Source organism: Sphingomonas sp. BK036, assembly GCF_004216825.1.
Lineage (GTDB): Bacteria > Pseudomonadota > Alphaproteobacteria > Sphingomonadales > Sphingomonadaceae > Sphingomonas.
In genome coordinates, this window is the sequence record NZ_SGXR01000005.1 from 56,938 (window position 1) to 70,646 (window position 13,709).

General features: G+C 65.7%; 9 protein-coding genes. 7 read left to right on the forward strand and 2 right to left on the reverse strand.

All coding sequences use genetic code 11. The features are described 5' to 3' along the window. The first annotated feature begins 718 nt into the window (after window positions 1–718). Together EV283_RS19320 and EV283_RS10650 are read left to right on the forward strand one after the other, a co-directional pair. On the forward strand, window positions 719–940 hold the full coding sequence (locus EV283_RS19320) for a hypothetical protein (RefSeq protein WP_207223101.1): 222 nt from the start codon (window positions 719–721) through the stop codon (window positions 938–940). A 168-nt stretch (window positions 941–1,108) separates the two neighbouring features. Continuing rightward, window positions 1,109–1,432, forward strand: coding sequence for a hypothetical protein (locus tag EV283_RS10650; RefSeq protein WP_130325213.1), 324 nt, complete (start codon window positions 1,109–1,111; stop codon window positions 1,430–1,432). Window positions 1,433–1,517: 85 nt separating this feature from the next. Here the strand turns inward: EV283_RS10650 and EV283_RS10655 are convergent, their stop codons facing one another. Next, window positions 1,518–4,697, reverse strand: coding sequence for a CusA/CzcA family heavy metal efflux RND transporter (locus EV283_RS10655; protein WP_130326039.1), 3,180 nt, complete (start codon window positions 4,695–4,697; stop codon window positions 1,518–1,520). 14 nt (window positions 4,698–4,711) lie between these two features. After that, window positions 4,712–5,989 carry a TolC family protein gene (locus EV283_RS10660; RefSeq protein WP_130325215.1) on the reverse strand — a complete coding sequence of 426 codons (1,278 nt, stop codon included), beginning with the start codon at window positions 5,987–5,989 and terminating at the stop codon, window positions 4,712–4,714. Between the two features lie 134 nt (window positions 5,990–6,123). Between EV283_RS10660 and EV283_RS10665 the strand changes: the two genes are divergently transcribed. From EV283_RS10665 to EV283_RS10685, 5 genes are all read left to right on the forward strand, one after another. Beyond that, window positions 6,124–6,801: a response regulator transcription factor gene (locus EV283_RS10665; RefSeq protein ID WP_130325217.1), complete on the forward strand. Its 678-nt coding sequence runs from the start codon at window positions 6,124–6,126 to the stop codon at window positions 6,799–6,801. After that, complete coding sequence (locus EV283_RS10670) at window positions 6,788–8,143, forward strand: HAMP domain-containing sensor histidine kinase (RefSeq protein ID WP_242615912.1); 1,356 nt, start codon at window positions 6,788–6,790, stop codon at window positions 8,141–8,143. The genes EV283_RS10665 and EV283_RS10670 overlap by 14 nt, the downstream gene beginning before the upstream one ends. Window positions 8,144–8,261: 118 nt before the next feature. Next, window positions 8,262–8,918, forward strand: a complete 657-nt coding sequence (locus tag EV283_RS10675) for a DNA starvation/stationary phase protection protein (RefSeq protein ID WP_165391756.1) — start codon at window positions 8,262–8,264, stop codon at window positions 8,916–8,918. A gap of 426 nt (window positions 8,919–9,344) precedes the next feature. Further along, the gene (locus EV283_RS10680; protein ID WP_242615913.1) at window positions 9,345–11,690 is read left to right on the forward strand and encodes a GH92 family glycosyl hydrolase; all 2,346 of its coding nucleotides are present in this window, start codon (window positions 9,345–9,347) and stop codon (window positions 11,688–11,690) included. A gap of 72 nt (window positions 11,691–11,762) precedes the next feature. Then, window positions 11,763–13,703, forward strand: coding sequence for a CocE/NonD family hydrolase (locus tag EV283_RS10685; RefSeq protein WP_130325223.1), 1,941 nt, complete (start codon window positions 11,763–11,765; stop codon window positions 13,701–13,703). The last annotated feature ends 6 nt before the right edge of the window (window positions 13,704–13,709 follow it).

A 13,709-nucleotide genomic window follows, 5' to 3' on the forward strand; every position in this document is an offset into this window, starting at 1 on the left:
ATTTTGGGGAAAAGCGGCAGCCCCGTAACGTCGGCTATTGCTACCCGCCTTCCCGAACGCTGCCGTTCCGCTCCCGCAATCATCAGATCTCGTAGTTACTGGTGTTTGAACTTCCAGCTTCGCCCTTAGGCAGACGCGTCATTAATTAAGAACGACCGGTTTTGGATCAAGCTCCGTGGGCCACGGCACAAGTTCGCGTTCGTTGATGGACTGAACATCCAAGGCGTCGCCGTTCTGCGGGAGCCCATAGGAAAACCTCGGCCGATCACCGGGCTCCAACCTCAATCGAAATACAGAGTGGAACACCGTGCGAATTGACGATTGTGTGCTGGCTGATAATCATCTCTGGAATGTCTGCTATCTGCCCCGACCATTCAATAGCGGCCGGTCCGCTTCCCCCCCCCCCCCATTCACGACATCCATGACGGACGATCATTCGCCAAGCCCAGTCAGCGCGGGGATGAACGAGTGTTCGAAGTTGGGGACCGAGTAAGGCGGCGCGAGTGTCCGGGTTTAGGTCGTCTTGCCTCTGACCTAGGCGGCGGGTGGGCACGGTCCGTACAAAGTATCGATTTGCGCGGCGTTCTCCCTAAGCGACCCGAGTTTCGCCTTCGCGCGCAAAGCAACAGTGACTGCATCAGAGTTCGCCAGCGGTAACGGCACGCGCTTGCCGCGGTTGCAGGTCCATTGCGTACCGTATCGCTGTCGATCGGATAACTTGAACTGGACGCGGTCCGTCGAATGGGACACGGCAAGGCGCGATCTGATCCAGAACCTTGAGCGAGTTACTGAAGACATGGGCCACGCCAGGAACGTCGAACTGGCAAAAGATCTATCTCACGCCATCGCCGCGGACAGGGAGCTGATCGCACCGAGCGCCTTGTTGCAACGTGCTCGGGTCTGGTTGCCGACGATCGATGCAAGAGCCGGGAATGCCTGATGGCGTCGGCAATGGCGAAGCGGCCACGAACATGTCCGGGTCGAAGCGCCTGGGCTTGCCCAGGTGGTGGACCCCCGTCAGGCGATACGGACCGTACTGGATGCAGCATCGTCGCGGGCCAACTGCCGCCCGCTGCTGCAATAGCTCGGCCTGAACAGGGAGACACGGATGGGAATCGTCCTCATCGTCGCAGCGCTCGCGTCGCAGCCCGGACCTATGACGGTTGTTCCAAACGTCGTGGATTTCGACCTTGCGAAGGTGCACCCCAGAGAACCAACGTGCTTGGACCGAGGGCAGTCGGACGAGATCATCGTGTGCGCGCCAAAGGGGATGGACATCTGGCTGGGCGACGTAAGCGGATTTGCCGCCAAGCCACTCAATGCGGAATTCAAAGGGCCGCTAAACGCGGAGACGACCGTTCACGTCATTCAGCAAAAGAGCTCTGTAGCGACGACCCCGGCAGCGGCTGTGACTTTCAAATGGCGTTTCTAGTATTCCTTCGGTCGCGATAGAATTCCGTGTTCCATCGATACAAACTGAAACGCGATTGTCGTCAGAAACTGTAGAACGATCATGGCTATGGCGCCGGACGGTCGGGTTCGGACAAGCTCCCCGACCTTTCGTCGCGAACGAGCCAGCGGTACAGGCTGGGTAGCAGTACCAACGTCAGCAGCGTCGAGGTGACGATGCCGCCGATGACGACGGTTGCGAGCGGGCGCTGTACCTCGGCGCCTGCGCCGCTCGCGATCGCCATCGGCACGAAGCCGATCGATGCGACGAGCGCCGTCGAGAGTACGGGACGCAGGCGATCGCGCGCGCCTTCGCGGACCGCGTCGTCGACCGGGCGCGGATCGCCGTCGCGACCGTCGCGCAGCGCGTTGATGTGATCGACCAGCACCAGCCCGTTGAGCATCGCGATCCCCGACAGCGCGATAAAGCCGATTGCCGCGGTGATCGAGAAAGGCATGCCGCGCAGCCACAGCGCCAGCACGCCGCCGGTCACCGCGAACGGGATGCCGGTATAGACGATCGCCGCCTCCTTCACGCTGCCGAGCGCGGCGTAGACCAGCAGGAAGATCAGGACGAGCGCGGCAGGCACGACGATCGACAGGCGCTTCTGCGCGGCCTCGAGCTGGTGGAACTGGCCGCCGAACTCGATCCGGTAACCCGGTGGCAGCTTGACCTGACCTTCCACCGCAGCGCGCGCCTTGGCGACATAGCCTGCCAGATCGCTGGTGTTGAGCGTCACCATCAGCGCGGCGCGGCGCTTGCCGCCGTCGTGCAGGATCGGCTCGACCTTCGGCGCCACGCGCAGCCGGGCGACGCGCGACAGCGGCACCATGCCATAGTCGCCGACTCGCAACGGCAGCGCGAGGATCGCGGCGGGATCCGCGCGCAGGCTTTCGGGCATGCGAACGACGATCATGTGGCGCGCCTCGCCCTCGGGGATGAAGCCGACTTCGGCGCCGACGATCGCATCGGTGATCGCGCTGTTCACTTCGGCGGTGCCGAGGCCCAGGCGCAGCATCGCGGCGTGATCGAGTTCGACGACGATGCTCTTTGGGCGACCCGCGGTTTCGAACTCGACATGCTCGGTGCCGGGTTGCTTGTCGAGGATCGCCTTGGCCTGCTTGGCGGCACGTTCGAGGACGTCGTAATCCTCGCCGAAGATCTTTACCGACACGTCGGCGCGCACGCCCTCGAGCATCTCGTTGAAACGCATCTCGATCGGCTGCGCGAATTCGAAGCCCTGGCCCTTGTAGACCTGTCGCCCGATCTTCTCGATCCCGGTAACCAGTTCCGCCTTGGTCTTGGGCTTGCCGTCGCCGGTCGGCCAGTCCTTCTCGGGGGCGTAGAAGATGTAGAGGTCGTTCTCGTTGGGCGGCATCGGATCGGTCGCGACCTCGCTGGTGCCGATCCGCGAGAAGGTGTGGCTGACCTGCGGGAATTGTGCGCGGATGCGGCGTTCGGTTTCCTGCTCGATCGCCAGGCTGCGTTCGAGCGACGTGCCGACCGGGCGATAGACCATCGCGGTGATCGCCCCCTCGTCGAGCTGCGGCGTGAACTGCGACCCGAGCGTCCTGAACACGCCGAACGTCACCGCCAGCATGACCAGCGCGCCGAGCACGAGCAGCCTGGGATGCGCGAGCGCCCGGTCGAGCGTCGGCGCATAGCCGCGCTCGGCGAGCCCGATCAGGCCCTTGTGACGGCTGTCGTCCTTGTCACTGGCGGGCGCGCGCAACAGCCAGGCGGACAGCGCGGGCACGACGGTGAACGTCCAGACGAGGCCGGCGAAGATCGCCAGCATAACCGCCTGCGCCATCGGCTGGAACAGCTTACCCTCGACCCCGCCGAGGCTGAGCACGGGGACATAGACGAGCGCGATGATCGCGATCCCGAACATCGTCGGGCGCGCGACCATCCGCGCGGCGTCCGCCACCGTGTCGCGGCGTTCGTTGGCGGTGAGGTCGTCACCCTTCGCGCGACGGCGTTCGGCGAGCAGTCTCAGGCTGTTCTCGACCACCACGATCGCGCCGTCGACGATCAGCCCGAAGTCGAGCGCGCCCAGACTCATCAGGTTTCCCGACACGCCGATCGCATGCATCCCCGACACGGTGACGAGGAAGGCGAGCGGGATGACGAGCGTGACGATCAGCGCCGCGCGCCAGTTGCCCATCACCAGCAGCAGCACGAGCGCGATGAGCAGCGCGCCTTCACCCAGATTATGCTCGATGGTCGAGATCGTCCGGTCGACCAGCTCGGCGCGGCTATATTGCGGATGGATCACCATGCCCTTTGGCAACGCCGGCTGGATATCGGGGAGCGCGTCCGCCGCGCGCAGCGCAACCTCGCGGCTGTTCTGCCCGACCAGCATCATCACGGTGCCGAGCACGGTCTCGCGCCCGTTCTGCGTCGCAGCCCCCTGGCGCGGCGCGGCGCCGATGACGACGTCGGCCAGATCGCGGACCTGGAGCGGCAGGATTCCACCGGCAAACTTGACCGGGATCGCGCCGATATCGGTCGCGCTCGTCACGCGGCCGTTGGTGAGCACGGTAAAGCGTTCGGCGCCGCGCGCGATGATGCCGCCGCCCGCATTCGCGACGTTCTTGCCGACCGCCTGCGCAAGTTCGGCCGCGGTCACGCCGTGCATCGTCAGCCGCCGCGGATCGGGCTGGACGACGAACTGCTGTTCGAGACCGCCATTGGTGTTGACGTCGGCGACGCCGGTGACCACGCGCAGCATCGGGCGGACGGTATATTCCTGCGCCTCGTACAGCTCCATCAGCTGGCGTTGCGGGTCCATGCCCGCGGGTGGCCGCTTCCATTCGAGCGTGTAGTAATAGATTTCGCCGAGCCCCGTCGTGATCGGCGCGAGCTGGGGCGAGGCGCCCGTCGGCAACTGGTCGCGCACCGCGTTCAACCGCTCGGTCACGAGCTGGCGCGCGCGCATCTGGTCGGTGCCGTCCTTGTACAGCAACGTGACCTGGCTGAGCCCGGTCTTGGTCAGCGAGCGGGTCTCGTCGAGCCCCGGCTGGCCCGCCATCGCGCGCTCGATCGGCAGCGTCGCGAGCCGCTCGATCTCCTCGGGCGCGAGGGCCGGGACCATCGTGTTGACCTGCACCTGCACCCCGGTGATGTCGGGGATCGCGTCGATCTGCAGGCTGGCGAACGACCACAGGCCGACCGCGGCGACCAGCGCGGTCACCACCGCGATCACCAGCCGGCGCCGCGTGACGAAATCGAGCAGACCGCCCATGGCCGAACGCGCGCTCATCGGGCGAGCGCGGTGCCGCCGTTGAGCGCACGCAGTTGGAGCAGCGCCTCGAGCGCCTCGCGCCGCGTATCGAGCAGCGCGTTGGTCGCATCGATATAGGATTGCTGCATCTGCATGTAGATCGCGAGCGGGATCGCCCCCAGCTGGAAGTTGCGATTGGCCTCCTCTGCAGTGTCGGCAAAGCTGCGCGGCGTAGTGCCATCCCATTTGCCGAGCGCGGATCGCTTGGCCTCGTACTGCGCCGCCTGATCGAACACGTCGCGCGCGACGCGCCGTTCGGCGTTGATGAGGGTCGCGTTGGCCTGCGCCTGTCGCCCCTGTTCGACCGCGACCTCGCCCGCCTGCCGGTTCCAGAGCGGGATCGTCGTCGAGAGGCGGACGCCGTAGTTCGTCTCGCGGATGTCCGAGCGCGCGCGATCATAATAGGGCCCGACGCCGACGATCGGGAGCCGCGCCTTGCGCGCGAGGTCGGCGCGCAGGCCCTGCTGTTCGAACTGCACGCGCAGCGCCTTCAGCTCGAAATTGTTCGCGGTTGCGTTGGCTGCCAGCGTCGTGCCAGACGGGAGATCGGGGAGCGACATGTCGGGGCGGACGATCCGCAGCCGCGCGGCGAACGGCGCACCGCGCAACTGGTTGAGTTCGTACAGCGCCGAGTTCGCCTCGGCATCCGCGATCGCGGCGGCGCGCTCCGCGCTGATCGCGCCGGCCTGGAGCGAGGCGGCCTCCAGCCGGGGGGCGGGGCCCGCGGGATCGCGTGAGACGATGACGCGCGCGAGCGTCCGCATCCGCGTCGCGACCTCGCGCGCGACACCCGCCTTCTCGTCGGCGGCGAACAGCGCATAGCCGAGCGTGCGCGCGCGCGCCGCCAGCGTCGCGTCGAACTGCTGGAGCCCCATCTTCGCGAGATCGACCTGTCGCTCGGCGATCGCGCGGCGTAGCGCGATGCGGCCGCCAAATTCGATCGGCTGGACGACCGAGACGGCATAGGTCAGCCCGTCGCCGAGCGGCATGCCGGTCGTGCGATCGTCGGCACGGCGCTGGCCGAATTCGACGACGGTCTCGGGATCGGCCCAGCGCCCGGCGGCGGATCGCTCGACGCCGGCGGTCTCGATCTGCCGCTGGTAGAATTGCCGCTCGGGATTGTTGGCGATGACGTCCTGCGCGAGCCGGTCGAGCGAGATCGCCGTCCCCGCCTGGGCTTGCGCCGACGTCTGCGCATGCGCAGCGGTCGGCATGACGGCACCGACCATCAGCGCGAGGGCAACAATCCGCATTTCCGTGCTTCTCCAAGGGGATAACCGTGATGCGCGGGTAGCCGCTGGGCCGCGGGCCCGTCGATTAAATCCGCGTTCAGACTCTGAACTGCAATTCAATTGACGGCGTGCCGCCCAGGCTGCGAACAGGGTTCGTGACGCATATCCTGCTCATCGAGGACGACGCCGGCACCGCGCACGAGATCATGCTCGAGCTGTGCGCGAACGGTTATGCGGTGACTCACCATGGCTTGGCGGGCGATGGCTTCGCCGCGGCGCAGGACGATGGCGTCGACCTGCTGATCGTCGACCGGCAGCTTCCCGATGGCGAGGGGCTCGACCTGATCGCGCGGCTGCGGGCCGAGGGCCGGCGGACCCCCGCGCTCGTCCTCAGCGCGCTCGGTAGCCTCGACGACCGGGTCCGGGGACTGCGCGCGGGCGGCGACGATTATCTGCCCAAGCCGTTCGCACTGGTCGAGCTGGTGGCGCGCGTCGAGGCGCTGCTGCGCCGGCCGAACGAGACGCGTGACACGCGGCTGATCGTTGGCCCGCTCGACCTAGACCTGCTGGCGGGGACCGCGACGCGATCGGGCCGGGCGCTCGACCTGCTGCCACGCGAACTGAAGCTGCTCGACTATCTGGTCCGCCGTCCCGACCGGATCATCACGCGGTCGATGCTGCTGCGCGATGTCTGGGGCTATACATTCGAACCCAACAGCAACGTCGTCGACGTGCATATGGGTCGCCTGCGTCGCAAGGTCGACGGCGAGGGCGAACCGCAACTGATCCGCAACGTGCGTGGGCAAGGCTATGTCTTCGATGTCCCGCTCTAACCCGCGCGCGCGTGCGACGTGGCGATGGGGCGGGGCGATCGCGGCGTTGCTGATCGTCCAGTCGCTGGTCGTCGCCGGACTGTTCTGGGCTCTCGCGAACGGCAGCCATCGACGCATGGCCGAACGCGGCTTCGTGCGCGATTGCCGCGATCTGGCGGCGATCGCGGCGCCCGCGCGGCCGGCGGGCGTGCGCGTCATGCTGGAGCGCGACATCCACCGCGATCGCTTTCTCGCGCTGTTCGCCGCGGACGGCGCGCTGATCGAGGGGAATATCGCCCGGCTGCCGCTGGCAGGGATCACCGCGCACGGATCGGTGGTCGCCGAGGTCGTGACGACCGAACTGCCGGGCAAGACGCGCGACACCGCGCGGCTCGTCATCTGCGCGATGCCCGACGGGTCGCAGCTGGTGACGGGCGTCGATCTCGACGATGCGGAGGAAGCGTTGCGCGTGGTCGAGCGGTCGCTGGCGATCGCGTTGATCCCCGCAATCCTGCTCGCGATCGGGTTCGGGCTCGCGGCCGGGCGGCGCGCTGCGCGGCAGGTCGATGCGGTCCGCACGCTGACCGCGCGGATCGTCGCGGGCGATCTGGCGGAGCGGCTGCCCGTCGGGCGCGACCCCGATAGCTTCGGGCTGTTGTGCGCGCACATCAACGCGATGCTCGACCGGCTGCAGATGCTCGTGACCGAGGTCCGCGGAGTCGGCGACGATATCGCGCACCAATTGCGCACGCCGCTCACCCGCCTGCGCGCGCGCGTCGAGCGCGGGCTGCGCGAGGCCGATACGCGCGCGGGGTTCGAGGCGGTGGCCGATGCGGCGCTCGCCGAGATCGATACGCTGCTGGGGATCGTCGCCGCGCTCCTGCGGATCCGCGAACTCGAGGATCATGCGCGCCGTAGCCGCTTCGCCGCGGTGGATCTCGCGCGGCTTGTCGAGGATGCGTGCGAGCTGCACCGCCCGACCGCGGAGGATCGCGGGATCGACCTGACATGCGAGATCGCCCCTGTCGCGCCGGTCGAGGGCGATGCCAGCCTGTTGATGGAAGCGGTGTCGAACCTGATCGACAATGCGATGAAGTTCGGACCTGCGCATGGCCGTGTCGTTCTGTCGCTGGGGCAGGCGGGGGATGGCGTCGTCATCACGGTTACCGACGACGGCCCCGGTGTGCCGCTCGCCGAGCGGTCGCTCGTCATGCAGCGTTTCTATCGCGGTCGGCAGGATTGCGAAGGGGCAGGGCTCGGCCTCAGTCTGGTCAAGGCGATCGCCGATCTGCACGGTTTTGTGGTGCGGTTCGCTGACCATGGCAGCGCGGTATCGCTGGTCGCTCGGGCGCGCGCAGACTGAACCCGAATTTAGACAACCAGGTCGATCATCGCACGTTCAATTCGTGACGAAACGATGCGTGAGGAGATGGGGAATTCGTCCTGCATCCGGCGCCGTTCCTCGCTCGAAAGGACGATCAATGCGTTACATGTATCTGGCCACGGCTTCGCTTCTGCTCGCCTCCCCGGTCGTCGCCCAGACTCAGCCACAGACCGGCCCGTTCCCGCTCAACAGCGTCACCGACCGGGTCCATTCAGGCCCACAGGGCGGCGATCTGCGCGCCTCGACGCAGGCCTTGCAGCAGGCGCTCACCGAATTGCAGCAGCTCCAGCTGCAGACCAAGCAGGCGCACTGGAACGTCTCGGGGGCGTTGTACTACCCACTCCACGAACTACTTCAGGATCATTACGAAGGCGTCGCCAAATATGCCGATGAGGTCGCCGAACGTTTGCAGGGCGTCGGGGTCTCATCGGACGGGCGCGCCAACACGATCATCCGGACCAGCCGCATTCCCGAATTTCCAGGCGGCTTTGTCGACGACGCGCAGGTGATCCCATGGTTTGCCAAGTATTACCGTGTCACCAGCGACGAGCTTGCACAGGGCATCAAGGCGACCAACGACACTGATCCGACGACGTCGAACTTGCTGCAGGAGGTGCAGCACGCGATCGACAAATATCAGTGGCAGATGCGCGCCATGATTCAGTCGACTCCGACGGATCCCAATTCGGGTGCCGAGTTGAACAATGGCCGCCCGATCGCGCCCGCCGGCAATCCGAGCGCGCCTGTAAACTGACGCACGACGCAGGTTGTCAACCGGTGTGCGGCAGTCCCTTATGGATGCATCATGCCGGTTGGCGGTCCGACGCGAAGCCGACTGACGGAAGGCTGCACGTCAAAAACGTAGTGCAAGGTCGATACGGCCACCGCCGCAGTCCGCCCACCGTGTCAGCCAAACGCGGTCATCGCGCGACGTGATCAGGTCGCCGCTCGCACCCCCGACCGCCTGAAAATGCTCGGGGGTGCCAATCGGTATGGATTGTCAGAGCTCCGCTTTTGGACGAGCCTAGTACCGCGTGTTCGGACAGCGAGGGTTTGCGCGACATGGTTTATCTGGCACCCGACATGGTCCTGCGATCATCGGCACATGACGACGCCTTCTTCCATCCAGTGACCTCGTCCACATTAGCCGATCCTATTTTCCTCTGACCGGGTGACCTCCATGTCTATCTTCACGCGATCGTACCTCATGGGTGTAGTGGTCACCACAATTCTTGCCGGACCTGTCTTCGCGCAGGAGGAGGCAAAACCGAGTGAGGCGGTCGATCCGTTCATCGGCACCGGCGGCGAAGGCCACACCTTCCCGGGCGCGGTCGCGCCGTTCGGCATGGTCCAGTTGTCGCCGGATACCGACACCTCGTGCGTCATCCGCACCTGCTACGGCCATGCCGCCGGCTATCGCTACGACGATCCGACGATCGAGGGGTTCAGCCACACGCATTTTTCGGGCGCGGGACATTCCGATCTCGGTGACATTCTCGTCATGCCTGTATCGGGCGACACCGTGCCGATGGACCCCGGCACGCCTGTGGCGCCCGGCTATCGCTCGCGCTTTTCGCACGCCACCGAAGTCGCCAAGCCCGGCTATTATGCCGTCACGCTCGACGCTTCTGGCGTACGCGCGGAAATGACCGCCGGCACCCGGATCGGCGTGCATCGCTACGGCTTCCCCAGGGGCAAGGCCGCGCATCTCGTCGTCGATCTCCGGTCGTCGCTCTATAATTACCCCGGCAAGATCCTGTGGTCGGGGCTGCACCTGCGCAACGATGGCGTGCTCACCGGCTTCCGCGAGACGCGCGGCTGGGCGCCCGGCCGCAAGCTTTATTTCGCGATGCGGTTCTCTGCCCCATTGGTCGGCCACGCATTGGTCAACCGCGAGAAGGAGATTCCGTACAAGGGGTTCCAAGGCCCAGGCCGCGGCAGCGATGCGCTGGCGGAAAAGCTCGGCCAGGCCTTGGAAGCGCGACTCGATTTCGGCCCGCTCGATGTACCGCTCGAAGTAAAGGTCGGGATCTCCGGCGTCGACGAAGCCGGCGCGCTCACCAATCTCGACAGCGAGCCCGGCGGCTTTGACGCTGTCCGCGCCAAGACGCAGGCCGACTGGGATACCGCACTCGGCGCGGTCAAGTTCGAAGCCGAAGCCCCGATGCGCCGCATCTTCGCGACCGCGCTTTACCACAGCCTGCTCGCCCCCAGCGTTTGGAGCGACAGCGACGGGCGCTACCGCGGCCCCGACGACCAGGTGCATCAGGCCGATGGCTTTACGGTTCGATCCACCTTTTCTCTCTGGGACACGTTCCGCGCCGAACACCCGCTGCTGACACTGATCCAGCCGGAGAAGACCAACACCGACATCGTCCGCTCGTTGATCGCCAGCCAGCAGCACGGCCCCGACGGCATCCTGCCGGTATGGCAATTTGCCGGGCGAGAGACGTGGACGATGATCGGTTATCATGCTGTCCCCGTCATCGCCGATGCGTATATGAAGGGGATAGGCAGCTTCGACGCGGACGCCGCGTTGCAGGCGATGGTCGCGAGCGCCGACCATGCCTCCTATGGTGGGCTCGGCGAATATATCCAGCGCGGCTACGTCCCGATCGACAAGGAGCCGGAGGCTGCATCGAAGACCGTCGAATATGCCTATGACGACTGGACGATCGCGCGAATGGCGCGGCGGATGGGTAAGACCGCGATCGCCGAACGGTTCGAGAAGCGCGCAGGCAACTGGCGGAACAGCTTCGACGCAAAGTCCGGATGGCTCCGCGCAAGGCTTGCGAACGGAACCTTCCGTACGCCGTTCGATCCGACCGCCATCAACTATGGCTCCGACTATACGGAGGGCAATGCGTGGCAATATAGCTGGTTCGTACCGCAGGATCAGGCCGGCTTGTTCCGGCTGCTCGGCGGCGACGCGAAGACCGTGAAAAAGCTCGATGCGATGTTCGACTTCGACAATTCGAAGGTCGATTACAGTCATGCGGAGGATATTGCCGGGCTGATCGGCCAGTATATCCACGGCAACGAACCGAGCCACCACGTCGCCTATCTCTACAGTTACGCCGGCGCACCGTGGCGGACACAGGAACGGCTCGGCCAGATCGTGCGGAGCCAATATGCCGCCAAGCCGGAGGGGCTCAGCGGCAACGACGATCTCGGCCAGATGTCCGCATGGCTCGTCTTCACCGCGCTCGGCTTCTACCCGGTCGCGCCGGGATCGAACGAATATGTCATCGGCCGTCCGTTCCTGTCGCAGGCGACGCTCGCGCTGCCCGGCGGCAAGCAGTTCGCGATCCGGACGGATAATCTGTCGGACGCCAACCCCTATATCAAATCGGTGACCCTCAACGGAACGCCCCTCACCCGCAGTTATCTGCGCGACGACGAGATCCGCCGCGGCGGCGAACTCCGCTTCGTGATGGCCGCGAAACCGAACAAGCTCTGGGGCAAAGCCGTGAAGGCCCGGCCGTTCTCGTCCTCTACCGCGCCATCGATCATGCCGCGCAACTAAAGCCTGTCAGGCCGATTGCCCCCGCGCCCTGGTTGCGCCTAGCTTTGCCCCACGCTTCCGGAGCCCTTCGCCATGTCCGTCAAATTCGTCCTCCTCGCCTCGATCGCCCTCGCAACTCCCGCAATCGCGCAGGACAGGACCGCACCTGTCGGCGGCGACATCCCCGCCAAGTTCGTGCCGCCGACCGCCGCGCAGGACTACGTGAAGCGCGAAGCGATGATCCCGATGCGCGACGGGACCAAGCTCTACACCGTCATCGTCTATCCTAAGGGCGCAGCGAACGCGCCGATCGTCCTGACCCGCACGCCCTACAACGCAAAGGGGCGTGCGAACCGTTCTGACAGCGCGAGCATCCTCGCCACGCTGCCGCTTGCCGACGAGATGTTCGTCAAGGCGGGGTATATCCGGGTCTACCAGGACATTCGCGGCAAATACGGGTCGGAGGGCGAGTACGTCGTCACACGCCCCGTCATCGGCCCGCTCAATCCGACCAAGGTCGATCACGTCACCGACGCGTACGACACGATCGACTGGCTGGTGAACAAGGCGAATCTGCCGGAAAGCAACGGCCGCGTCGGCATGATCGGCTCGTCATACGAAGGCTTCACGGTCGCGATGGCGCTGCTCAATCCACACCCCGCGCTGAAGGTCGCCGCGCCCGAGAGCCCGATGATCGACGGCTGGATGGGCGACGACTGGTTCCACTACGGCGCCTTCCGCCTCGCCAACATCGCGTGGCTTGGCAGCCAGACCGGCTACAAGGGCGCGGGCAAGGCGCCACCCACCGGCGGCTATGACGATTACGACAATTTTCGCGAGGTTGGCTCGGCCGGCGACTGGGCGAAGAAGTCCGGCTACGACCAGCTACCCTATTGGCAGCGAATGGTGTCGCATCCCGCCTATGACGGCTTTTGGCAGGGCCAAGCGCTCGACAAGCTGCTCGCCGCCAACCCGTCGAACGTGCCGACGATCTGGGAACAGGGCCTGTGGGACCAGGAGGACATGTACGGCGCGATCACCGCGTGGGAGGCGCTGAAAGGCGCCCAAGGAAAGTCGGGGGCCAAGCTCGGCAACAACCACCTCGTCATGGGGCCGTGGCGCCACAGCCAGATCAACCGCGAGGGTCGCAGCCTCGGGCCGTTCCAGTGGAATGGCGATACCGCACAGCAATTCCGCGAAGACATGCTGCTCCCCTATTTCAATCAGTATCTGAAGGACGGCCCGGCGGTCACGCTGCCCGCCGCCGCGATCTACAACACCGGCGAGAATCATTGGGACAAGTTCGCGACGTGGCCGCTTGCGTGCGAGACGGGATGCACTTCGCCGTTGAAGCCGATCTACCTGCAGGGCGGAGGCGCGCTGGGGTTCGACAAGGCGACGACCGGCGGCGACAGCTATGTCTCCGACCCGTCGAAGCCCGTGCCGCATCTGCCACGTCCGGTGAACTTCGGTGACGGCCGCTGGGGCGATTGGCTCGTCAGCGACCAGCGCGGCGTCGATGGCCGTCCCGACGTGATGACCTACACCACCGAGGCGCTGACCACACCGGTGCGCGTGTCGGGAGCGCCGATCGCCGACATCTTTGCGAAGACGACCGGCACCGACGGCGATTTCGTCGTCAAGGTGATCGACGTCTACCCGGCCGAGAACGCGAGCGATCCGAAGATGGGGGGCTATCAACTGCCGATCAGCCTCGACATCTTCCGCGGCCGCTATCGCCAGAGCTTCGCCAAGCCGACGGCAATCCCGGCGGGTAAGGTGCAGGAATACAAGTTCCGCCTGCCGACCGTGAACCACGTGTTCCAGCCGGGCCACAAGATCATGATCCAGGTCCAGTCGAGCCTGTTCCCGCTCTACGATCGCAACCCGCAGACGTTCGTGCCGAACATTTTCCTCGCCAAGAAGGCGGACTATAAGGCGGCGACCGTTACGATCGTTCGCGGCGGAACAACGGCGAGCGCGGTCTGGCTTCCGGTGGTGCCGCTGGATCAGGCCGACGCGCTGGCGAAATAACCGCGA

What these genes read in the sequence shown, in the direction of transcription:
- EV283_RS10660 (WP_130325215.1), bottom strand. Translation starts at nt 5,989, where the DNA reads ATGCGGATTGTTGCCCTCGCGCTGATGGTCGGTGCCGTCATGCCGACC.
- EV283_RS10650 (WP_130325213.1), top strand. Translation starts at nt 1,109, where the DNA reads ATGGGAATCGTCCTCATCGTCGCAGCGCTCGCGTCGCAGCCCGGACCT.
- EV283_RS10685 (WP_130325223.1), top strand. Translation starts at nt 11,763, where the DNA reads ATGTCCGTCAAATTCGTCCTCCTCGCCTCGATCGCCCTCGCAACTCCC.
- EV283_RS10655 (WP_130326039.1), bottom strand. Translation starts at nt 4,697, where the DNA reads ATGGGCGGTCTGCTCGATTTCGTCACGCGGCGCCGGCTGGTGATCGCG.
- EV283_RS10670 (WP_242615912.1), top strand. Translation starts at nt 6,788, where the DNA reads ATGTCCCGCTCTAACCCGCGCGCGCGTGCGACGTGGCGATGGGGCGGG.
- EV283_RS10675 (WP_165391756.1), top strand. Translation starts at nt 8,262, where the DNA reads ATGCGTTACATGTATCTGGCCACGGCTTCGCTTCTGCTCGCCTCCCCG.
- EV283_RS10680 (WP_242615913.1), top strand. Translation starts at nt 9,345, where the DNA reads ATGTCTATCTTCACGCGATCGTACCTCATGGGTGTAGTGGTCACCACA.